This is a genomic window from Zwartia hollandica, assembly GCF_019923725.1.
Lineage (GTDB): Bacteria > Pseudomonadota > Gammaproteobacteria > Burkholderiales > Burkholderiaceae_B > Zwartia > Zwartia hollandica.
The window spans coordinates 90,309-110,737 of sequence record NZ_JAHXRI010000006.1 but is presented as its reverse complement, the minus strand read 5'-3'; the positions used below and the strand labels follow the sequence as shown (position 1 = coordinate 110,737).

The 20,429-nt window shown below is 52.0% G+C and carries 21 protein-coding genes; 16 read left to right on the top strand and 5 right to left on the bottom strand.

Going from position 1 to position 20,429, the window contains the following annotated elements; all coding sequences use genetic code 11:
- Positions 1-15: 15 nt before the first annotated feature.
- From KZZ10_RS03785 to KZZ10_RS03770, 4 genes are read left to right on the top strand one after another with little or no spacing between them, the layout of a single operon-like run.
- Entirely contained in the window at positions 16-915 is a 900-nt protein-coding gene (locus KZZ10_RS03785) for a branched-chain amino acid ABC transporter permease (RefSeq protein WP_259660177.1), read from the top strand.
- On the top strand, positions 912-1,853 hold the full coding sequence (locus KZZ10_RS03780) for a branched-chain amino acid ABC transporter permease (protein ID WP_259660176.1): 942 nt from the start codon (positions 912-914) through the stop codon (positions 1,851-1,853). The genes KZZ10_RS03785 and KZZ10_RS03780 overlap by 4 nt, the downstream gene beginning before the upstream one ends.
- Positions 1,850-2,644, top strand: a complete 795-nt coding sequence (locus tag KZZ10_RS03775) for an ABC transporter ATP-binding protein (protein WP_259660175.1) — start codon at positions 1,850-1,852, stop codon at positions 2,642-2,644. Before KZZ10_RS03780 ends, KZZ10_RS03775 begins: the two co-directional genes overlap by 4 nt.
- A gap of 1 nt (position 2,645) precedes the next feature.
- Entirely contained in the window at positions 2,646-3,308 is a 663-nt protein-coding gene (locus KZZ10_RS03770) for an ABC transporter ATP-binding protein (protein ID WP_259660174.1), read from the top strand.
- Here the strand turns inward: KZZ10_RS03770 and KZZ10_RS03765 are convergent.
- Positions 3,277-4,125, bottom strand: a complete 849-nt coding sequence (locus KZZ10_RS03765; RefSeq protein ID WP_259660173.1) for a TauD/TfdA dioxygenase family protein — start codon at positions 4,123-4,125, stop codon at positions 3,277-3,279. The genes KZZ10_RS03770 and KZZ10_RS03765 overlap by 32 nt on opposite strands.
- A gap of 21 nt (positions 4,126-4,146) precedes the next feature.
- Positions 4,147-5,115 (bottom strand): tripartite tricarboxylate transporter substrate binding protein, encoded by a 969-nt coding sequence (locus KZZ10_RS03760; protein WP_259660172.1) that lies wholly within the window; start codon positions 5,113-5,115, stop codon positions 4,147-4,149.
- A gap of 73 nt (positions 5,116-5,188) precedes the next feature.
- On the opposite strand from KZZ10_RS03760, the gene KZZ10_RS03755 reads away from it, so the two are divergent.
- Positions 5,189-6,169 (top strand): NADPH:quinone reductase, encoded by a 981-nt coding sequence (locus tag KZZ10_RS03755; RefSeq protein WP_259660171.1) that lies wholly within the window; start codon positions 5,189-5,191, stop codon positions 6,167-6,169.
- On the opposite strand, the gene KZZ10_RS03750 is transcribed toward KZZ10_RS03755, so the two are convergent.
- Complete coding sequence (locus tag KZZ10_RS03750; RefSeq protein ID WP_259660170.1) at positions 6,166-7,323, bottom strand: alpha-hydroxy acid oxidase; 1,158 nt, start codon at positions 7,321-7,323, stop codon at positions 6,166-6,168. The two genes, KZZ10_RS03755 and KZZ10_RS03750, sit on opposite strands and share 4 nt — an antisense overlap.
- A 140-nt stretch (positions 7,324-7,463) precedes the next feature.
- On the opposite strand from KZZ10_RS03750, the gene KZZ10_RS03745 reads away from it, so the two are divergent.
- Complete coding sequence (locus KZZ10_RS03745; RefSeq protein WP_259660169.1) at positions 7,464-8,063, top strand: glutathione S-transferase N-terminal domain-containing protein; 600 nt, start codon at positions 7,464-7,466, stop codon at positions 8,061-8,063.
- 81 nt (positions 8,064-8,144) lie between these two features.
- On the opposite strand, the gene KZZ10_RS03740 is transcribed toward KZZ10_RS03745, so the two are convergent.
- Both KZZ10_RS03740 and KZZ10_RS03735 read right to left on the bottom strand, forming a co-directional pair.
- Positions 8,145-10,379, bottom strand: a complete 2,235-nt coding sequence (locus tag KZZ10_RS03740; protein ID WP_259660168.1) for a xanthine dehydrogenase family protein molybdopterin-binding subunit — start codon at positions 10,377-10,379, stop codon at positions 8,145-8,147.
- A gap of 35 nt (positions 10,380-10,414) precedes the next feature.
- Positions 10,415-10,876 (bottom strand): (2Fe-2S)-binding protein, encoded by a 462-nt coding sequence (locus tag KZZ10_RS03735; RefSeq protein ID WP_259660167.1) that lies wholly within the window; start codon positions 10,874-10,876, stop codon positions 10,415-10,417.
- Positions 10,877-10,999: 123 nt separating this feature from the next.
- Between KZZ10_RS03735 and KZZ10_RS03730 the strand changes: the two genes are divergently transcribed.
- The 10 genes from KZZ10_RS03730 to KZZ10_RS03685 all read left to right on the top strand — a co-directional run bounded on the left by KZZ10_RS03730 (position 11,000) and on the right by KZZ10_RS03685 (position 20,427).
- Positions 11,000-11,797: a heme ABC transporter ATP-binding protein gene (locus KZZ10_RS03730; protein ID WP_259660166.1), complete on the top strand. Its 798-nt coding sequence runs from the start codon at positions 11,000-11,002 to the stop codon at positions 11,795-11,797.
- Between the two features lie 66 nt (positions 11,798-11,863).
- Complete coding sequence (locus KZZ10_RS03725; RefSeq protein ID WP_311133538.1) at positions 11,864-12,790, top strand: 3-hydroxyacyl-CoA dehydrogenase; 927 nt, start codon at positions 11,864-11,866, stop codon at positions 12,788-12,790.
- Positions 12,791-12,840: 50 nt separating this feature from the next.
- A complete protein-coding gene (locus tag KZZ10_RS03720) occupies positions 12,841-14,037 on the top strand; it encodes a M20 aminoacylase family protein (RefSeq protein ID WP_259660165.1) in 1,197 nt (398 codons plus the stop codon).
- A gap of 161 nt (positions 14,038-14,198) precedes the next feature.
- Entirely contained in the window at positions 14,199-14,738 is a 540-nt protein-coding gene (locus KZZ10_RS03715) for a TRAP transporter small permease subunit (RefSeq protein ID WP_259660164.1), read from the top strand.
- Positions 14,735-16,240 (top strand): TRAP transporter large permease, encoded by a 1,506-nt coding sequence (locus KZZ10_RS03710; protein ID WP_259660163.1) that lies wholly within the window; start codon positions 14,735-14,737, stop codon positions 16,238-16,240. The genes KZZ10_RS03715 and KZZ10_RS03710 overlap by 4 nt, the downstream gene beginning before the upstream one ends.
- Positions 16,237-16,689 (top strand): hypothetical protein, encoded by a 453-nt coding sequence (locus KZZ10_RS03705; RefSeq protein ID WP_259660162.1) that lies wholly within the window; start codon positions 16,237-16,239, stop codon positions 16,687-16,689. Before KZZ10_RS03710 ends, KZZ10_RS03705 begins: the two co-directional genes overlap by 4 nt.
- Before the next feature lie 38 nt (positions 16,690-16,727).
- Entirely contained in the window at positions 16,728-17,522 is a 795-nt protein-coding gene (locus tag KZZ10_RS03700; RefSeq protein WP_259660161.1) for an SDR family NAD(P)-dependent oxidoreductase, read from the top strand.
- Between the two features lie 63 nt (positions 17,523-17,585).
- Positions 17,586-18,560, top strand: a complete 975-nt coding sequence (locus tag KZZ10_RS03695) for a quinone oxidoreductase family protein (RefSeq protein ID WP_259660160.1) — start codon at positions 17,586-17,588, stop codon at positions 18,558-18,560.
- An 8-nt stretch (positions 18,561-18,568) separates the two neighbouring features.
- Complete coding sequence (locus tag KZZ10_RS03690) at positions 18,569-19,171, top strand: pyridoxamine 5'-phosphate oxidase family protein (protein ID WP_259660983.1); 603 nt, start codon at positions 18,569-18,571, stop codon at positions 19,169-19,171.
- Between the two features lie 23 nt (positions 19,172-19,194).
- On the top strand, positions 19,195-20,427 hold the full coding sequence (locus KZZ10_RS03685) for a CaiB/BaiF CoA transferase family protein (protein ID WP_259660159.1): 1,233 nt from the start codon (positions 19,195-19,197) through the stop codon (positions 20,425-20,427).
- Positions 20,428-20,429: the final 2 nt, after the last annotated feature.

Genomic DNA, 20,429 nt, shown 5'->3' with positions numbered 1-20,429 from the left:
GTCCGGTACAAACACATGATGTCTCAAATAATGATCGTTCTCGTGGACGGGCTGAACTATTCGGCCTGGCTGTTCTTGTCTGCTGTAGGTCTCACGCTTATTTACGGCGTGATGAAGATTGTTAATGTTGCGCACGGTAGCTTTTATGCCCTAGGCGCGTACATGGCAGCCTCAGTTATCGGCATATGGACAGCAAACGGCTACCCGCCTTATCTCTCCTATCTCGCACTGTTAGGTGCTGCGATCGTAGGAGGCTTTGTTGTCGGGCCCTTGCTCGAGCGCTTTCTGTTGCGCTATCAGTATGAGAAAGACGAAGTCGTGATTCTGTTAATCACGTATGCACTCTTTTTGGTGATGGAAGATGCGCTGAAACTTGTGTGGGGTGTTGACCCTTATTTCATCTCCGAACCCTATGAATATCTGGGTAACTTCTCTATAGGCGATATGTCCTACCCCAACTACTACTTGCTGATGTTGGGACTTGCCTTGATTGTCGGCTTGGTGCTCACGGTGGTCTTGAATAAGACTCGTTTCGGCCGAATGTTGATTAGCGTTATCCACGATCGCGAAATTAGCGCGGCGATGGGGATCGATGTAAAGAAGATTTTCATTTTGACTTTTGGGGTTGGGTGTTCACTTGCAGCAATTGCAGGTGCTTTTACTGCACCCACAATTTCTGTCACCCCTGGCCTTGGGGTTGAGGTGATCGTCTTGTCCTTTGCTGTTGTTGTGACCGGGGGGCTTGGTAGTTTGCCGGGCGTCGCACTTGCTGCGTTCATTATGGGATTAGTGCGCGCGTTTTGCATACATTACGCACCGCAACTTGAATTGTTTGTCATTTTTAGTGTGATGGCGTTGGTCCTTGCGTTTAGACCGCGCGGGCTATTTAGTTTGGCCGAGGCGAGAAAAATATGATGCCTGACAAAGTGACCGTACGTTTCGGCGTCGCGCTGTTAACCATGATGGTGCTTACGCCCTTTATCCCGCAATGGGCAATGTTTATTTTGACGATCACAGGCGCCAACGGTCTGGTGGTGCTCGGGCTTATGCTTTTTTTGCGTGCAGGCCTCGTCTCGTTTGGCCAAGCTTTGTTTTTCTGTGCGGGCGCCTACACAACAGGCTTGCTTGCACTGACACTAGGCTTGAGGGAGATTTTTGTACTCCTTCCGCTGAGTGCGCTAGTGGCCGGAGTATTAGCCTACCTTCTCGGGTTTTTGCTGGCGAAATACCGAGCGATTTTCTTCGGCCTGCTCTCCCTAGCATTCTCGATGATTTTGTATGGGCTCTTGGTTAAAACCGAAGCACTGGGCTCAACCGATGGCTTTAACGTTCCCGCCGTCACTATTTTTGGTTGGGCGCCAGCGTCGGATCAGGTGCGCCAGGCGGTACTGGGCGTAACGAGCGTGATCATTATTCTTTGCGTGGCGTTTGTGAATAGTTTGCTGAAGAGTCCGCGAGGCCTCTTATTAACAGCGATTCGTGACAATGAGATACGCGCCGAGTATATGGGGGCGTCCGCGCGCAAAACGATACATCTGATCTATGTGATCGCAGGAGTTCTCTCCGGTTTCGCGGGCGCAATTGCTGCAATTGCAGTAGGTCATATTGATCCGGCGATGGCGTTCTGGACTACGTCTGGCGAGTTTATTTTCATCACCATCCTGAGCGGTATCGGTAGCGTCGCTGCACCGTTCATAGGCGCGCTGGTATTCGGCATTATTCATACCGTGGCATTTTCTTATTCGCCCAATACCTGGCAAGGACTCATCGGTCTATCGCTTATTTTTGTTATTTTGCTTTTGCCTAACGGTCTCTGGTCTTTAGTGAGTAAGTTCAAGCGGAGGCAGTCATGAGTGAAATTATTCTGCATGCCAAAGGCTTGAATAAAAGTTTTGGTGCAGTCGTCGCTGCAGCAGAGATTGATGTGGCCGTGCCAGCAGGCGCGTGCTTGGGCTTGATCGGCACCAATGGCGCTGGCAAGACGACCTTTGTCAACATGATCACTGGTTATCTAAAGCCCGACTCAGGTACCGTGGAATTTAATGGACGTGACATTACCCAGTTGCCACCGAGAGAGATCACTCAACTAGGCATTTGTCGGTCATTTCAAATCCCGCAACTCTACAACACCCTGACCGCACTTGAGAACCTGGAAGTCAGTTTCGGAATCGTGTCTCTGATCGCCAATAAAGGCAGTTTGTTTACGCGAACGGAACGGGTGATTCCTGGCTACAGTAAAACGATCAGGCAACTTGCGGAAGAGTCTCTTGAGCACTTTGGTTTAAGTGCTTATCGCGACAAGGTAGCGCGTGTGCTGCCAGGTGGCGTGCGCAAACTGTTGGATATTGCGATGGCTATGGCAATGCGACCTAAAATCTTGTTGCTTGATGAGCCGACGAGCGGCGTCTCCACCGAGGAAAAATTCCAAATTATGGAAATGGTGATGCACGCAGTTCGACAGGGCAACACCACCGTGCTCTTTGTTGAGCACGACATGGAGATCGTCAGTAAACACGCAGAGCGTGTCCTTGCCTTTTACGAAGGGCGCATCATCGCTGATGCTCCACCAGAGATTGCACTAAAGGATGAGCGGGTCGTGAAATATATTGTCGGCAAGAGTCATGCTGCCACGCAGGAGCACTGAGATGCTGAAAATTTCTAATCTCAATGTATCGATCCAGTCAGTGGATATTTTGCGTGATGTGTCCATTCAGGTAGACACAGCGTCTATGGCGGGTTTAGTTGGGCGCAATGGTGCAGGCAAGACGACACTTATTAAAAGTGTGATGGGGATTCTTAAGCCAAAGTCCGGAACGATCGAGTTTGACGGTGTCGACTTGATTCAGACGCCAGTGAATCTACGCAATCGTCTTGGTATTGGCTATATGCCTGAGGATCGCCGGCTCATTCCAGATCTGACGGTAGAAGAAAATATTCTAGTGCCAGCGTGGGCCAATGAGCAGATCGATGCGCACAAGCGGCTTGGCTATGTTTACGACCTGATCCCTGAGCTGAGAGCGTTTGCACCGCGACGTGGCCAACAGTTATCTGGGGGGCAACAAAAACTTGTTGCGTTGGGACGTGCATTGATGATTGGTTCAAAACTGCTGTTGCTTGATGAGCCCTTTGAAGGTGTGGCGCCGGCGCTTGCACAGCGTTTAGCCGAAGTTATCAGCCGCTTGCAGACTGAGGGTATGGCAGTGATTTTCTCAGAATCCGACCTTCAGTACTCCGAACATCTGGTGCAGAAGGTCTACAGCATTGATCGAGGTGCCGTTACTGAGCGGCCGTTAAAGCCACGCCTTTAATCATCAGACGGTAAAGAAAGCGTTTCTGTTCGGGGTCATAGTCAGCATTGGCCTGGTGCATGACGGCTTGGTTATCCCAAATCACCATGTCACCAACCTGCCACCGGTGTCGATATTCGTATCGAGCATCTGTGGCGCGTCGGTATAAATCTTCGATCAAAGCGTAACCCTCGTCAGCTGGCATGCCCTCAATCCCTTCCATTCGACCTGTATTCAAATACAACGCCGGGCGACCACTGCCAGGATGACGAATGACGAGCGGCTGTAATGCAGTCGGTATTTTTGCAAGATCCTCAGCGCTAAGTTTGGTAAGTTCTCGCGGACTGCGGCTGCTTTGATGCACATGCAGAGACTTAAGGTTTTTAACAGTCTCTTTTAAGGAGTCAGGCAAATCGTCGTAGGCCTGTCGTACATCGACAAATTGCGTATCGCCCCCCGAGTGAGGAATTTGTAGCGCATGCAGAGTGGTTGCTTTTGGCGGGCAGCGATCGTTAGAGTGATCGGTATGATAGTTTTCGCCGCGCACTTGAAGCTTGCCATTCTTTCTGGGCAGGTCGTCAGTAGAATTACAGCCCACCATTGGATAGTCTGCAAGCACATATTTTTTTAACTGTTGATCCATGAGGTCGCCAAAGATTTCGGCAGCGCCCATGAACTGGGGTGGAGTCAACGCTTGTTTGCGAAACACTAGCACTGCATATTGTGCGAGCAATGTATTGAGCTGTTGCTTGACGGCTCTTGTTGTGGGCTCCGTTAGATCGATACCAGAAATTTCGGCGCCAAACTCTTTGCGGATCGGGTGAATGATCAGTGTCATGGAGGTCTCGGCTCGTTGAGTCTACTTTGCGCTGATGCCAGTTTGTTTTGCAACGGTAGACCAGCGAAGCAGCCCATCGTGGACAAGTGTTTTAAAGTCAGCGACGGTCATGGGTTTCGGGTTACCGCCGTCTGCCGCAAGAAACTCAATGAGATCTTTGGATGCCAAGGCCTTATTGACTGACAGATTGATGAACTCCTGGATGGTTGGATGCACATTCGCTGGCCCAAGTAAGCCCCACCACTGTTGAATGTCGTAGTCCTTGATGCCCGCCTCTTGAAACGTTGGTATGTCAGGTGCTGCCGCAGAGCGCTGCGCGCTTGTGACCGCGACACCCCGCAAGGTACCGTTTCGTATTTGTGGCAGCACCTGAGTCATACTACCGATAGAGAATTCGATATGTCCACCCATGGTATCGGTCATGGCAGGGCTACCCCCTTTGTACTGAACGGCAGTCATATTATTGCCTAGCGCTTGGCTTAGCAGCACTCCTGCAAAATGCTGGATGCTGCCAACGCCGGTCGCGCCGTAATTCAAGTTGGGTGTTGCCTTTAAATAGGCGAAATATTCCTGCGCATCTTTACCCGGTGACTTAGGTTTTGCCGCAAGGGCAAGAGGTACTTCGCCAATCATTGCGATCGGAGTAAAGTCTTTGATAGGATCAAAAGGCAAGGTATTGACGACTGCTGGTGCCATGGTAAAAGTTGAGGACGCTACGAGCAGTGTGTAACCATCATTACGCTGCTTAGCTACGTAAGCTGCGCCGATCGCTGTGCCCGCCCCCGGCTTGTTTTCAATGACAACCGGCTGACCCCACTGTGCCGTGAGTTGTTTTGCAAGTTGGCGTGCAACGATGTCGTTCGAGCCACCAGGAGCAAATGGCACCACGAGCGTGACAGGTTTCTCAGGATAAGCGCACCAGGCGTTTGGGGCGATAAAAAAATTTAGACTGCCTAGGATGGTTGTGAGAAAGGCGGCGATTGTTTTCATTTGATTAATTTCTCTAGTCAGAGCCAACACACAATACTATGATAGGTGATCTTTTGAATAGGCAGGGTACACAATGAAAGCGGCATGGTATGAAAAAAATGGTGAAGCAAAAGACGTCTTAATATTAGGAGAGCTTCCCACTCCAGAGCCTGGGCCCGGCGAGGTTCGAGTAAAGGTACAAGTGTCTGGGGTCAACCCATCCGATGTGAAGTCCCGACGCAATCGACCTATCTATGATCCGAAAATCATTCCGCATAGTGATGCGGGTGGTGTGATTGATGCTGTCGGTGCGGGCGTCTTGACCTCACGTATTGGCGAACGCGTGTGGACTTGGAACGCGCAGTATCAGCGTCCGTTTGGTACGGCGGCCGAGTATGTTTGCCTGCCGCAAGCGCAGGCGGTCCAATTGCCAGATCATGTCAGCTTGGATGGTGCTGCTTGCATGGGTATCCCGGGGTTAACTGCGTATGAGGCGGTGAGACGCTGCGGAGAAATTGCAGGCAAGACAGTGCTTGTGATTGGTGCCGCCTCGTCCGTTGGGCATTACGCAGTGCAAATGGCAACCCTCAAAGGCGCGCGTGTCATCGGCACGGTGAGTTCGGAAAGCAAAGCTGCGCATGCGCGCGCGGGCGGTGCAGTCGAAACGATCAACTATAAAATAGAGAATGTTGCAGAGCGGGTAAAAGCGCTGACCGAGGGTCGGGGAGCTGATGCAATTATCGACATGGATTTCTCGACGACAACAGACTTAGTTCGAGACGGTGCTCTCGCGCCACACGGAACAGTGTCCTGTTTTGGATCGAATAAGGTTGAGCCGCCAACGATCCCGTTTCGCTTATGCCTCACAACTAGTCTGAGCTTGCAGTTTTTTCTTGTGTACGAGCTCACGCCGGCAGAGCGTGCCAGCGCCTTAACTGGGCTATGTGGCCTACTACGGTCAGGCAAGCTTACGCACGCGATTGGTGCACGGTTTAAGCTTGGTGAGATTGTTGCTGCCCATCAAGCTGTAGAGCAAGGCCAAGTGACGGGTAACGCGGTTATTGATATCGCTTAAGGCTGTTGACCAGCACGCAATAGAAACCGCTCATTCAGATCGTCAAAATTCTTACAGCCGATTTGAGTGAGCACGGCGTTAATCTCACGGCGCAAAATCGCGAAGACTTGATCTGCACCTTCTTGTCCAAGCGCCGCAACTGCATATAGCGTCGGCCGACCAAAGAAACAGAACTGTGCACCTAGGCATTTCGCAATCACAATGTCTGATCCGCGGCGCACACCGCTGTCGAGCATCAGCGTCATTTTGTCACCGACCGCGTGCCGAATGGCTGGAAACATCGTGATAGATGATGGTGCGACATCTAGTTGTCGCGCGCCATGGTTTGATACGACGATACCATTGAGGCCTAGCTCGGCAGCCTTTAGCGCATCCTCGGCATGTAGCAAGCCTTTTATGATGAGAGGTCCGGACCACTGGTCGCGAATGCGAGAAACAGTATCCCAATTGGTCATCGGAGCAGGTGTCAGTGTTCCATACAAGTCGGCGACCTCGTCCGCCGAGGCACCGTCTGGCGCGTAGGGTTGCCAGTTGCTCATCATGGGCATGCCGCCTGCCTTTAGGTACTCAAGCACCCAACCTGGCTTAGTCATTGCATCCAACATGATGGAAGGTGTCATCCGGAATGGTCGAGTAAACCCATTGCGTTTATTGCGTTCACGGTTTGAATTGACGGGTACATCAACAGTGATCGCCAGTACGCCTAGCCCCGCATTCTTTGCGCGCGCGACGAGATCGTGGTTAATGCGCTCATCACTTGTCGCATACATTTGAAACCAAACATTATCGGGTGCAATTTTTGCGGCATCTTCAAGTCTGAAGTTGCTTGCGCTGGAAAGCAGAAAGGGGACGTTGGCTTTTTTGGCTGCGGCCGCAAGCATTGCGTCGGCGCCCGTGCGAAACAGTCCTGCCATACCCGTGGGCGAAATGCCGATGGGGCTTGCGTATTCACGCCCGAACAAGGTAGTCGTTTGATTGATTTTTGTGACGTCAGCTAAGTATCGCGGCACCAACTGATAGTCCTGGAATGCATTTCGATTGCGCACGAGGCCGGTTTCGTCATCCGCACCGCCATCGATAAAATCAAATGCGATTTTGGGAAGGCGGCGCTGCGCCATTGCGCGAAAGTCGTGGAGATTGATAGCGGTAGCCATAGCGGACCCAGTTAATTTGTTGACAGTGATGCGTTGATGAACAAACAGCAGATTTTAAAAAATTACTATAGTGTAGGTGTAATTTATAGTACAACTATGCATCGTTTTCTCTCGTCACTCATTATTTAACGGATCGGTATATGAAAATCACGGTATCTGGAGCTAGCCCCTATGTGCGCAAGGTAATCGCCTGTGCGATCGCGCGTGGCATCGACGGGCAGTTTGAAAAATGGTCAATTTCAACAACTGATCCGGTGCTGTCGGATTCAAACCCGTTAGGCAAGATCCCGACCCTGATCACTGACGAGGGTGTGGCGATGTTTGATAGCCCTGTCATTTGCGAATACATCGACAGTATTGGTACAGCGCCTCCTTTGTTCCCCGCTGTTGGTCCTGCGCGCTGGAAAGCGCTACGCCTTCAGGCGATCGGAGACGGTATTCTAGATGCGAGTCAGCCGCGTCGCCGTGAAATCGCATTACCTCAGGATGAGGGCCGGATTGGCTACATCAAACTGCAACAAGGTAAGGTGGCTCGCGCGCTGGCGGTCCTTGAGGCCGAGGCTGCCTCGCTTGGCCAGTTAGCTACCGTTGGCGATATCGCGGTCGCGTGTGCACTCGGATATCTCGATTTCCGCTTTGCTAATGAGCCTTGGCGTGCCGCTCATCCGAAACTCGCTGTTTGGTATGCGAGTGTAGAGAAGCTCGCACCAATGGCTAAGACGATGCCTGTCGCCGCTTAAGGGTAAAACGCGTTACGTCCGCCTTGGATGAAAAAGCGGCCCTCCTAGGAGGGCCGCTTTTTACTGACTACTTAGTCATCATCAAGCAACTTTAGGCGCTTCGCTCATCGCCACTTTCACCGAGGCCGGTGTGAATGGGATGGTACGCAGTCGCACGCCAATGGCGTCAAACACTGCGTTAGCAATTGCAGCAGGCACCGTGGTAGGTGCTTGTTCGCCAGCGCCCCAAACCGGTTGACCTGGTCGGTCAATCAGTGTTGTGACGACCTTAGGTACGTCTGGGAAGCGCAAGATTGGGTAGCTTGCCCAGTCAACACTAGTCACCGTATTACCCGTCCATTTCACCTCTTCCATCAGCGTACGGCTGACGGTTTGGATCACACCACCTTCAACCTGGTTAATCACGCCATCTGGATTGATGATTTGTCCGCAGTCATGTGCAACATAGACACGTGTCACGGCGATTTGGCCTGTTGTGCGGTTCACCTCAACTTCCGCTACCGTTGCAACGTACGTAATCGTATTGTTGTAGCGAACATAAGAAATGCCGCGGCCCTTTGCGATGTTACCCTGCGAACTTGCAGGATTTGGGCCCGGACGAGTTTGCCAGTTGGAGGCTTTCAGCACCGCTTTGATTACATCTACAGCGCGAGGATCAGAGAGATGTTTGAGGCGGAACTCGGCAGGATCTGCCTTCGCTGTTGCCGCAAGTTCATCCATGAAGGATTCGTTGGCAAAGCTATTTTCGATACGACCTGGGCTGCGCAAGTGCGAGGCGCGGAATATCGGCTGTTCAATATGCTTAGTTGTGACCTTAATGTTTGGCAACGCGTAGGGCGCGGCTGAGTTTTGAAACAAAAAGCCAACCCAGTTGCCGGGACGAGGATTGCCCGTTTCGGCCGTCGCGAGCAATGGAAAATCTAGCGGCTTAAACGCTGCGATATGGTTCAAGGCAATGTAGAAATCACTTTGCCAACCTGTCACATTACCTTGCGCATCAAAGCTCGCCTCGAAGTCCATCGTTCTGGGAGGACTCTTAGGTGCCAACGCGGTTTCATCGTGGCGCATCCATTGCACGCGTACCGGCTTGCCAATTAATTGCGCAATCAGAGCAGCGTCCGCGGTGGCGTCCTCGTGACCGTTACGTCCGTAGCAGCCAGAGCCATCCAAGTAGATCAAGCGGATGGAGTCTTTGGGCAACTTCGTGAGCGTCGCGATCTCGTCTTGCATTGAATGCGTCGCCTGAGATGCCGACCACAAAGTCATTTTTCCATCGCGGAAGTCTGCAACGGCACAGGACGGGCCAGAAGAGGCGTGCGTTTGGACAGCAAAGTTGTAGGTCGCTTTTATGCGTTTGGCGCCGCCCGAGAGTGCGGTGTCGATGTTGCCAACGTTTTGAGTCACCTCGGTCTTTGCAATCGGTAACTGACGCCAGTGTTCGTAGATTTTTGCTTGCGGCGGGAGTTCACGACCCACAGACCAGTTTGCCTTCATCGCCTGCGAGGCCTTCACAGCACCCCATTCGTCCTTACAGATGACCGCTAGGAAATTATCCTTGCGCACTGTCTGTACGTAACCCTTTACTTTCTTTGCATCTGAGTCGTCAAAGCTCACCAGATTCGCACCAACCTGCAGCGGTCGAATGACTCGAGCATGGAGCATGCCGGGTAGGCGGAAATCATGTACGAAAGGGTGTTCGCCTGAGACCTTGTCAGGGATATCCACGCGCTGAATGGATTTGCCGACGACCGTATATTCTTTGTGTGATTTGAGGGGCGCTTTGGGATCAACCTTTAACTTAAAGCCTTCGCCGATAACCTCTCCGTATGAGAGGCTTTGTCCAGGCTTAGACGCAGCGGTGATCACACCGTCTTTTATGCTGAGTTCGGTGACAGGAACTTTTAGCTTTTCAGCCGCGCGCGCAAGTAAGGCGATCCGCGCGTTTGCGGCAGCGATACGTAATTCAGCGCCACCTTGGGAAAGCGTAATTGCACCGCCCGTCAACCACTGATCCGGGGTGGTGGCAGTGTCACCCATGATCATGTCGATTTTGTTGAAGGGAACAGACAACTCTTCTGCTGCAATTTGTGAGAGCGCCGTTTTTGTACCTGTGCCGAGATCGACCTTGCCAACAAAAACGGTTACCTTGCCATCACGATCAATCGAGAGCCATGAATCGAGTACGTCCTTGGCGACGCTTTTTGGAGGCCGTAGACCGTAGTTTGCGGAAGCGGGATTGACTCCCATTGAAAAACTAACAACTAACATACCAGCGCCGCTGGCTTTCAAAAATTCGCGTCGTGTGAATGCGTTCATGAGTTCACCTGTGGATGAATAAGTTGTGGATGGGTTTAGGCAGCAGCGATGTAGCGTTTAACCGCTGCCACAATCCGCTGATGGGTGCCACAACGACACAGATTTCCTGCAAGCGCCTCGTTAATTTGCGCGTCTGTTGGATTTTTATTGTTGGCGAGAAAAGCGCTAGCAGTCATGATCATGCCGTTGATGCAATAACCACACTGCACAGCTTGCTCGTCGATGAAGGCTTGTTGTAGTTTCCCAGGCTTTGCTGAACTGCCTAGACCCTCAAGCGTAGTCACATTTTTCCCTTGCATCGCTGTTGTAGGCGTCACGCAGGAGCGCACTGCCTGACCGTCTACGATGACCGTACAGGCTCCGCATTGTCCAAGACCACAACCAAATTTAGGTCCGTTGATTTCAAGGTGGTCACGCAGTGCATAAAGCAATGGGGTGTCGTCTTCAATTTCGACTTTGTGCGACTTGCCGTTTACACTCAAACTTACTGTTGCCATGCTTGTCTCCCGCTTTTTATATTGTTGCGACCAGAATAGGTCGTCAAGGCTACGGAAGCCACTTTACCCAAACGCCATGAAATTGAAAAGTCTCAAACACAACGCACGGTTCACGGCGCTCAGATGGCAATAATCCTACAGTCCGTAAGGGTATTGCGAGCAAAGCGGGTGGTACTTGACGATGTCAACCTGACGGTCATGCCGGGAGAAGTTGTCGGTGTGCTCGGTGAAAACGGAGCGGGTAAATCGACGTTGCTTGACGCGATTGCGGGGGAGATCACGCCCGCCATGGGTCAGTTGACGCTCTCGGGTTTCAATCTTGCTGATCTAGGCGTGGTGGAGCAGTCGCGCCTCCGGGCGGTTTTGCCGCAAAAACCAAGCCTGAGTTTTGATATGACCGTCACAGAAGTCATTGAAATGGGCGCTTATCCATTTCCAGAGGCTGGGTCACCCGAGGTTGATGCTTGGGTAAAACAAGCACTGGTTTGGGTTGATCTGACCGCGGTCGCGCCACGCCACTATTTAGCGCTATCGGGAGGGGAGCAGCAACGCGTGCAACTTGCTCGCATTTTGGTACAAAGTTTGGCCATCACTGCAAGTGGCGAGAAGCCGTTCATCTTGCTTGATGAGCCTGCCGCTAGTTTGGATGCGCGACACCAAATTGAACTGATGCGCTGCTTAAGGCATCTCGCGGCACAACATCAGGCAGGCGTGCTTGTTGCACTGCATGATATTAATCTTGCTGCGCGGTGGTGTGATCGTTTGGTGCTGCTCGCAGAGGGGCGCATCGCGTCCCAAGGTGCACCGCCGGTCGCCTTAACGGCTCAAGCACTCAAGAAGACCTTTGGCCTTGAAATGGTGGTGCTGCCTCATCCGCTTGAGGAGGGGGGTGTGCTGGTGCTGGATCGGGTAACTTGTTAATCTGTTTTAAATCGTGACGCTTTAATGTTGCAGCGCAACGCGCAGCAACTTCAGCAAGGAATGGACATGAAGATTGCAATCGTAGGTTCGGGCCTCGTGGGTCAGGCGTGGGCAATTGTTTTTGCGCGTGGTGGGCATGAAGTCAATATGTGGGACGGTGATCCGGCGGCAGTTGCACACGCTCAGGCATTAATCACAAAGCAAGTTGCTGACTTGCATAATGCTGGATTGATTACTGATCCAGCAGGATTGATCGCACGGATTCAAAGTGTGATGACACTGGAAGAAGCTTTGGCGGGTGCTCAATATGCACAAGAGAGTTTGCCGGAGCGCTTAGAGATGAAAAAGGAGATCTTCGCAAAGATGGATGCGCTGGCGGCGCCTTCGACAGTCTTGGCAAGCTCGACCTCTAGTATTCCAGCGTCAGCGTTTACCGAAAACTTGGCTGGGCGCGGGCGCTGTTTGATCGCTCACCCAGTCAATCCGCCTTACCTTGTGCCTGTTGTGGAAATATGCGGCGCACCTTGGACCGATGCTGCCGTGGTGCAGCGGACATGGGATGTGATGGAGGGTGTAGGTCAAAAGCCTGTCAAGATTCACAAAGAGCTCAAGGGATTTGTATTGAACCGGCTGCAGGGGGCCTTGTTGCGTGAGGCGTTTCGACTCGTCGAAAATGGCTACGTCGATGCCGAAGGTTTGGATGTCACCGTCAAGGAAGGGCTGGGCTTGCGCTGGTCGTTTATGGGACCTTTTGAGACGATTGACCTCAATGCTCCCGATGGTTTGGCGGATTACGCACACCGCTTCGACGAGATGTATCAGGCGATGTCTCTTGAGCAAACGTCCACAGACCACTGGTCTGAGGACGTGATTCAAAAGCTTGAAGCGCAGCGTCGAGCCCTGTTGCCGAAAGACAAGCTATTGGCGCGACGCCTATGGCGTGATCGGCGCCTGATGGCACTTGCCGCACACAAAAAATCTGCCGAAGAGTAAGTACGATACTTTTTAATTTTTAACTTAACGCATCTACTGGTCAACACAATATGAAAGTCAATGAAGCTTTTGCCGATTACAGCCGATTTATTAAAATTCGCCGCGACATTCACGCCCATCCTGAGCTTGGCTTTGACGAGCATCGTACCTCTGAGATTGTGGCCGGTCTATTAAAAGAATGGGGCATCGAGGTGCACCGCGGCATTGCCGGCACGGGCGTGGTAGGTGTGCTGAAGGCGGGAAACAGCAAACGCACGATTGGACTGCGTGCTGATATGGATGCATTGCCGCTTCAAGAGTTGAATCAGTTTGAACATCGATCGACGAACGACGGCAAGATGCATGCCTGTGGGCATGATGGGCACACCACCATGCTTCTTGCTGCGGCTTGGCACCTGTCGCAGACGCGTAACTTTGACGGCACGGTGCATTTTGTTTTTCAGCCAGCAGAGGAGATGGGCAAGGCCGGCGCCAAGAAAATGATCGATGATGGTTTGTTTGAGCGTTTTCCGTGCGAAGCTATTTTCGGTTTACATAATTGGTCCATCGGATCGGTTGGCGGATTTGCTTTGAACCGTGGCCCGCTCATGGCTTCAAGCAGCACGTTTAAAGTCACCATCAAGGGACAGGGTACGCATGCCTCGTTGCCGCATACAGGGACCGATCCGATCACGCCAGTCTTGTCTTTGGCCACGTCGTTGCAGAGTCTCGTCGCAAAGGTAATACCTGGAACCGAGCGAGCCCTTTTAGCTGTGACGCAACTTGAAGGCTCATCGGCCCCGAACGTGATCCCCAACTCGGCTTCTGTGGGTGGGACTATCCGGACATTCTCCGTTTCGGCGCTGGATCGTTTAGAAGAGCGGCTACGGACACTGGCGACACAGACCGCACTGGCGCACGAATGTGAAGCCGATATTTTTTTCAGACGCGCATCGCCGCCGGTCGTCAATCATGCGAATGAGGCGGATTTCGCGGCGCAAATCATGCGCGAGATTGTGGGCCCAGACATGGTGAATGATCAGTACCCTGGCGTGATGGCGGGGGAGGATTTTGCGCACATGTTGTTGGTGAAGCCGGGCTGCTACGCCTTTATTGGGAATGGCGAAGGTAAGCATCGTTTGGATGGTCATGGAGAAGGCGCTTGTGTCGTACATAACACCTCCTATGATTTCAATGATGCAATCATCCCGGTAGGTGCGAGTTATTTCGTGCGCCTGACTGAACGCTGGCTTTCTGATGCGCGATAAGCAAGGATTTGCTTCGCATCTAAGGGTAAACCACGGGACGGTCGGTCCCTAAAACCCAAATGAAAGTAGGGCTTTATGTCGAACATTTCGTTATGATCTGACGTTAGCCTTGAGCCCGCCACTTGTCTCGGTTGCGGTGCTAAGCGCACGGGGGTTTAGAGATGACTCAGTTACTAGTATTAGCTCGCCTGATTGATCGGTTGAGTGATTTTTCTGCTGTATTCGCCAAGTGGGCAGTCCTGCTCTGCAGCCTAATTAGCGCAGGTAATGCAGTGATGCGCTACACCTTCTCCTACAGCTCAAATGGCTGGCTTGAAATCCAATGGTATTTGTTCGCCGCTTGTGTGATGCTTGGTGCGGCACAAGTATTGCGAGTAAACGAGCATGTCCGTGTCGATGTGATTTACGGAACGTTAAAAAGCAAGAGCCGCGTTTGGATCGATCTCTTTGGGCTTACCTTTTTTCTGATGCCTGCGATGATCTTGTTTGCGTATCTTTCTTGGCCACTGTTTGTGGGGATGTACGTTTCAGGTGAAATCTCCGGAAACGCTGGAGGCCTCATCCGCTGGCCCGTGATGATGTTATTGCCGCTTGGCTTTGCGTTGATGGCATTGCAAGGCGTTTCCGAAATGATAAAGCGCGTCGGCTGGTTGAGGGGTACCTATCAGATGGATCTGACCTACGAGAGGCCGCTTCAATGAGTATGCAAGATTTCGCACCCCTTATGTTCTTGGGGTTAATTCTGATCATGTTGATTGGATTTCCCGTTGCGTTTTCGTTGTCTGCGCTAGGGTTGCTGAGTGGGTTTATCGCCATCCAGATGGGTTGGTTTCCCGCCGCCTTTATGTACAACTTGCCGCTGAATATCTTCAGTATTTTGTCCAACGACCTATTGTTGGCAATCCCATTTTTCACATTGATGGGGGCAGTGCTTGAGAAGTGCGGGCTTGCCGAAGACATGCTTGACTCGATGGGACAACTGTTCGGTCCGATTCGAGGTGGGGTTGGTTACTCCGTCATTATCGTGGGTTTTATCTTAGGCGCGGTGACGGGTACGGTCGCTGGCCAAGTCATCGCGATGGCGATGATCTCGTTACCGGTCATGATGCGCTATGGCTACAACATGCGTTACGCCACCGGCGTCCTAGCCGCTTCAGGAACCATCACACAGCTTGTACCGCCCTCGCTAGTGTTGGTGGTGATGGCTGATCAATTGGGCCGTTCTGTAGGCGACATGTACAAAGGGGCCTGGGGCCCATCGATTCTACAGATCCTTTTATTTCTAGCTTATACCTTCGTATTGTCCCGATTGCGTCCCGGCCATATGCCAGGCTTGCCGCCTGAGGCTCGTACGCTTCATGGTTGGGACCTGTGGCGCAAATGTTTGCGCGGCATCATTCCGTCGGCGATGCTGATTTTTGCCGTGTTGGGGAGCATGGGTGGCTTACCTTTCATGACCACCGCCATCGCGACGCCAACTGAGGCGGGTGCGATGGGTGCTGTTGGCGCGATTTTGCTGGCTGCGTTTCACCGACGGCTGAACTGGGAAATTGTGCGTGATGGCATGACGAGTACGATGCGAATCACTGCAATGGTCGTCTTCATTCTGATCGGCTCGCGCGTGTTTTCGCTCGTTTTTCAGGGTGTCGATGGTGCCATCTGGATTGAACACTTATTGACTGGCTTGCCTGGTGGGCAGATAGGCTTTCTGTTTGTCGTCAATATTTTCGTTTTCTTTCTCGCCTTTTTCTTAGACTTCTTTGAGATCGCTTTCATTATCTTGCCGATGCTCGCGCCCGTTGCGAGCAAGCTAGGCATCGACATGATTTGGTTTGGTGTGCTGCTGTGCGTAAACATGCAGACCAGTTTTATGCACCCACCTTTTGGCTTCGCCTTGTTCTATTTGCGCAGCACGGCTGATAACTTGTTTAAATCCGGTTCGTTGCCAGCGAAGGTGTTGTCTAAGGATATCTATCTAGGCTCTATTCCCTGGGTATTGTTGCAATTGACGCTTGTGGTGATTGTGATTTTCTTCCCGCAAACAGTGACAGTTTTCCTCGATAAGCCGATTGAAGTAGACCTAAAAACAATCAGAATAGAAGTGCCACCTAATGATTTGCAGCAATCAGAGGATCAAAACGATCAGGATACGGTCAATAATCTGATGCGTGATCTGATGAAAAATACTCCGCAAGCAAAATGAGTGAATCGGCAGTGATCGCCGATGAGGCCATGTCCGACTTTACGGCGGAGGGGCCTGCCTTCCCCCTGTTGATTAAGATCGTAGCGACACTGTTCATTGTCGCCATCATCTGGTCGGGGCTGCCCGCGATGCAACACATGCAATGGTCCGAGTTTACGGATACCGCCGTAGTCGTCTGGGGATGCGCTAGTCTTGTGACCGGACTCATTTATTTTTGGATGCTAAGAAGTCGAACATCTATTCGAGATGGTGTTATCGAGCAAACTTGGATCTGGAATAAACGCATTGCGATCGACCAGATCAGGCAAGCTAAATTTATTTATGTTCCGCATATGACCTGGTTAATTGCACCCCGACTAGTTGTGCGCAGCGGCGTGAGTGCGACGGTTTTTTATGCGGCTGAACCCGCCGTGCAAAAGGCTTTTGCCCGCTTGGTCTCGGGCGGGTAATATGATGCTCAATATAAAAGCAATCACTTGGGGGCAATGTGTTCAGACTAGATGGCAAAGTTGCATTGGTGACAGGGTGTGGCACGCTCGGTGAGGGCTGGGGTAATGGCAAGGCAATTGCCGTAGCACTCGCACGTCAGGGCGCAAAGATTTTTGGGTCGGATCTCAATTTAGAAGCTGCCGAACAAACACAAAAAATCATCGAGCAAGAGGGCGGCTCTGCAGGCGTTATGGTTGCTGACGCCACAAAAGCAGAGGATGTAAAAAAGCTGGTTGATGCCTGTATGGCGAAATATGGTCGGATCGATATTCTGGTGAATAACGTTGGTCGTTCAGAGCCGGGCGATCCGGTGACGATGTCGGAAGCTGTGTTTGACGAGCAGCTAGACGTAAACGTTAAGGGCGCATTTCTTGCCTGTAAGTATGTGTTGCCGATTATGGAAGCACAGGGCAATGGCTCGGTTGTTAGCATCTCTTCTGTGGCTGGTCTGCGGTATATCGGCAAGCCACAAGTAGGTTATTCGGCCGGCAAAGGTGCCCTTCAACAACTGATGCAGACGACAGGCGTCATTTATGCTGATCGAGGAATTCGTTTGAATTGCGTTGCGCCAGGCTTAATGTTTACGCCGTTAGTCAAGCGCCTCGCTGATAAATACGCGAAGGGTGATTTCGAAGGATTTGTTGCGCATCGTCATAAGCAAGTGCCTGCTGGTTACATGGGAGAATCGTGGGATGTGGCACATGCCGTGGTATTTCTTTCGAGCGACGAAGCCCGATACATTAATGGACAAACCCTAGTTGTCGATGGTGGGCTGACATCCGCAACACGATAGTCGGCCCCCAACGCTGACGGACGTGGCAGACCACGCTCTTGCACCACTTAAAAAGGAAATGCTATGAAAGCAGTTGTGTTGACCGAGACTGGGTTTGAGATTGGTGAGGCACCAAAGCCTACTCCGACTGAGGACCAGGTGCTTGTGCGCGCGCATGCCTATGCCTTGAATCGCGCCGATCTCGGTGTCCTCTCTGGAGGCCAGCATGGCAGCGTCGGAGGGCCTGGAACGATTCCTGGAATGGAGTGGGCCGGTGAAGTCGTAGAGGTTGGTGCACGCGTGCGTGGGATCAAGCCGGGCGACCGCGTGATGTGTTCGGGGACTCGCGGTTATGCCGAGTATGTCGTAACGGACTGGGGCCGTGTGATGCCTATCCCATCTGCCTCAATGACCTATGAGCAAGCAACAACGCTACCCATTTCAATTATTACGATGCATAACGCACTAATTACCGCAGGCGAAATGCGGGCGGGCGAAACGGTGCTGATTCAAGGAGCGTCGTCTGGTGTTGGATTGATGGCAATGCAAATTGCGAAAGTGATGGGAGCGAAAACAGTTATCGGTACATCATCTAACCCCGGTCGACTTGCGCAGTTGAACAAGTACGGTGCTGATTTTGCTATCGACAACAGCGATCCGAATTGGCCCGCACTTGCAGCGCAGGCCAATGGCGGAAAGGGTGTCGATCTAATCATTGATCAATTATCAGGCAAGTTTGGTACGCCGAATCTAGAGGCCTGTGCGGTCTTGGGGCGCATAGTGAACGTAGGGCGACTCGCGGGTAGATTCGCAGAGTTTGATTTTGATTTGCATGCAGCCAAGCGTATTAAATATACAGGTGTCACATTCCGCACTCGTAGCATTGATGAGGTTCGTGAGATTGCTTCGCGTGCGATGGGAGATCTTTGGCCTCATATCGAGTCTGGCAAGTTAGCCTTGCCTATTGACAGTACCTATAGTTTTGACAAGATTGCTGATGCCTTTGCAAAAATGCGTGGCAATCAACACTTTGGCAAAATTGTAGTGTCGATGAATTAAGTACGATGTTGATTCAATCAATCGAGCAACTGCGTGCGCTCTACGCGTCGCCTAAAGAGCGCGCAGTAAAAAAGCAAATGCCAGCGCTGGATAGGCACTGCCGCCAGTTTATTGCGCTCTCACCTTTTGTTGTGTTGGGTAGTCAGGGAGCAGACGACGCCTTAGACGCCTCGCCCCGAGGGGGTGCGCCCGGCTTTGTCAAGGTCACTGAGGCGGGTCAACTCTTGATCCCGGACTCGCCCGGTAACAATCGCTTAGATACCTTAGAGAATATTATCCACACTAGGCGTATCGGGATGCTATTCATCATCCCAGGCGTGGATGAGACCTTGCGTGTGAACGGTCAAGCAAAGTTGACGACTGCGACGGATCTATTGAAGCTTTGCACGTCTGAGCTAAAGCCCCCGAAGTTGGTGATTCAGGTGGACGTGACACAGGCCTATCTGCATTGCGCGAAGGCATTTATGCGTTCAAAGCTGTGGGACACATCTAAGCAAATTGATCGGGCCCGCTTGCCGACAATGGGAGAGATGATTGGTGAGCAGACTGGCATGGCTGACCCACCTGAAACGCAAGCTGAAATGCTTGAACGCTATAAGAGTGAACTATAGAGACGGGATGTGACGAGGTAGAGATGACAGCACCGCTTGCAGGGATTAAGGTTGTTGAGATCAGTGTTGCCATGGCGGGTCCATTCTGTGGCATGTTATTAGGTGACTATGGCGCAGATGTGATCAAAATAGAACGCACTGAAGTCGGTGATGACAGTCGTGCGTGGTCTCCCTTCTTCCATGATTCGCTGAGCTATTACTATGCGGCTGCAAATCGTAATAAGCGTGGCATGGCGATCGACCTCAAGACCCCCGAAGGGGTCAAGATTGCTCGTGAGCTTATCGAACAAGCTGATGTCTTGGTACACAACTATCGGGTCGGTGCGCTAGAGCGTCTAGGCCTTGACTATGAGTCGCTGGCGAAAGTGAATCCACGTCTCGTGTATTGCGCCATCAGCGGTTTCGGTGCAACAGGCCCGTTGAGTAAAGAGCCTGCGAATGATTTATTCATGCAGGCTTATGCAGGCTCGATGAGCATCACAGGTGATCCTGAAGGCAGCCCCGCAAAAATGGGTATGTCTGTTGCGGATGTTGGTGCCGGAATGTTTGGCGCCATGGGCGTGATGATGGCATTAGAGACGCGCCACCGCACTGGTCGGGGCCAGCGAGTCGACACCTCGTTACTCGAAGGCCATATGGCGATGCTGGCTCAGTTCTTCACGCGCTACTTTTCAAGTGGAGAGGTGCCCGGCCCAAGCGGCAGCGGTGCTCTTACTAGCCCGACCTATCGCGCTTATCAGGCAAGTGATCAGTGGATTGTTATCTCTGCCTTTAACCAACGGATGTGGAAGGGGCTTTGTGCGGCGCTAGAAAAGCCCGAATGGTTAGAAGACCCTCGTTTTATTAATCCACAAATGCGTTCGGATAATCGCGCACTGATGATCAAGCTGATTGGCGCAATCATTATTACGCAGCCGCTGGCGTACTGGGAAAAGCGACTGATCGAGAACGAAGTGCCATGCTCACCCGTCAACACGATTGACAAGGTTGTGCAGCAGCCACAGGTTCACGCGCGCGACATGATTCAAGAAATGAGCCTAGAGGGGTTGGGCATGATGTCGATGGCCGGGTTACCCATTAAGTTCAGTGAGTCTCCCGGAGCGATCCGTTTACCACCGCCGCGGCTGGGCCAGCATACGGTTGAAATTTTGAGTGAGTCTGGCTACTCTGCAGAGAAAATTGCCGAACTCGCCGCTTCAGGCGCAGTCGGACTCGACCCAGGTTGGGTGAAGGTCAAGTCCTCGTCTAGTTCTTAACT

Bases quoted from the DNA above. Each gene is read 5' to 3' on its own strand.
- KZZ10_RS03710 (WP_259660163.1), top strand. From the start codon at position 14,735: ATGAGTATGCAAGATTTCGCACCCCTTATGTTCTTGGGGTTAATTCTG.
- KZZ10_RS03740 (WP_259660168.1), bottom strand. From the start codon at position 10,379: ATGAACGCATTCACACGACGCGAATTTTTGAAAGCCAGCGGCGCTGGT.
- KZZ10_RS03750 (WP_259660170.1), bottom strand. From the start codon at position 7,323: ATGGCTACCGCTATCAATCTCCACGACTTTCGCGCAATGGCGCAGCGC.
- KZZ10_RS03735 (WP_259660167.1), bottom strand. From the start codon at position 10,876: ATGGCAACAGTAAGTTTGAGTGTAAACGGCAAGTCGCACAAAGTCGAA.
- KZZ10_RS03730 (WP_259660166.1), top strand. From the start codon at position 11,000: ATGGCAATAATCCTACAGTCCGTAAGGGTATTGCGAGCAAAGCGGGTG.
- KZZ10_RS03775 (WP_259660175.1), top strand. From the start codon at position 1,850: ATGAGTGAAATTATTCTGCATGCCAAAGGCTTGAATAAAAGTTTTGGT.
- KZZ10_RS03760 (WP_259660172.1), bottom strand. From the start codon at position 5,115: ATGAAAACAATCGCCGCCTTTCTCACAACCATCCTAGGCAGTCTAAAT.
- KZZ10_RS03715 (WP_259660164.1), top strand. From the start codon at position 14,199: ATGACTCAGTTACTAGTATTAGCTCGCCTGATTGATCGGTTGAGTGAT.
- KZZ10_RS03785 (WP_259660177.1), top strand. From the start codon at position 16: ATGATGTCTCAAATAATGATCGTTCTCGTGGACGGGCTGAACTATTCG.
- KZZ10_RS03745 (WP_259660169.1), top strand. From the start codon at position 7,464: ATGAAAATCACGGTATCTGGAGCTAGCCCCTATGTGCGCAAGGTAATC.
- KZZ10_RS03685 (WP_259660159.1), top strand. From the start codon at position 19,195: ATGACAGCACCGCTTGCAGGGATTAAGGTTGTTGAGATCAGTGTTGCC.
- KZZ10_RS03725 (WP_311133538.1), top strand. From the start codon at position 11,864: ATGAAGATTGCAATCGTAGGTTCGGGCCTCGTGGGTCAGGCGTGGGCA.
- KZZ10_RS03695 (WP_259660160.1), top strand. From the start codon at position 17,586: ATGAAAGCAGTTGTGTTGACCGAGACTGGGTTTGAGATTGGTGAGGCA.
- KZZ10_RS03705 (WP_259660162.1), top strand. From the start codon at position 16,237: ATGAGTGAATCGGCAGTGATCGCCGATGAGGCCATGTCCGACTTTACG.
- KZZ10_RS03765 (WP_259660173.1), bottom strand. From the start codon at position 4,125: ATGACACTGATCATTCACCCGATCCGCAAAGAGTTTGGCGCCGAAATT.
- KZZ10_RS03720 (WP_259660165.1), top strand. From the start codon at position 12,841: ATGAAAGTCAATGAAGCTTTTGCCGATTACAGCCGATTTATTAAAATT.
- KZZ10_RS03755 (WP_259660171.1), top strand. From the start codon at position 5,189: ATGAAAGCGGCATGGTATGAAAAAAATGGTGAAGCAAAAGACGTCTTA.
- KZZ10_RS03770 (WP_259660174.1), top strand. From the start codon at position 2,646: ATGCTGAAAATTTCTAATCTCAATGTATCGATCCAGTCAGTGGATATT.
- KZZ10_RS03780 (WP_259660176.1), top strand. From the start codon at position 912: ATGATGCCTGACAAAGTGACCGTACGTTTCGGCGTCGCGCTGTTAACC.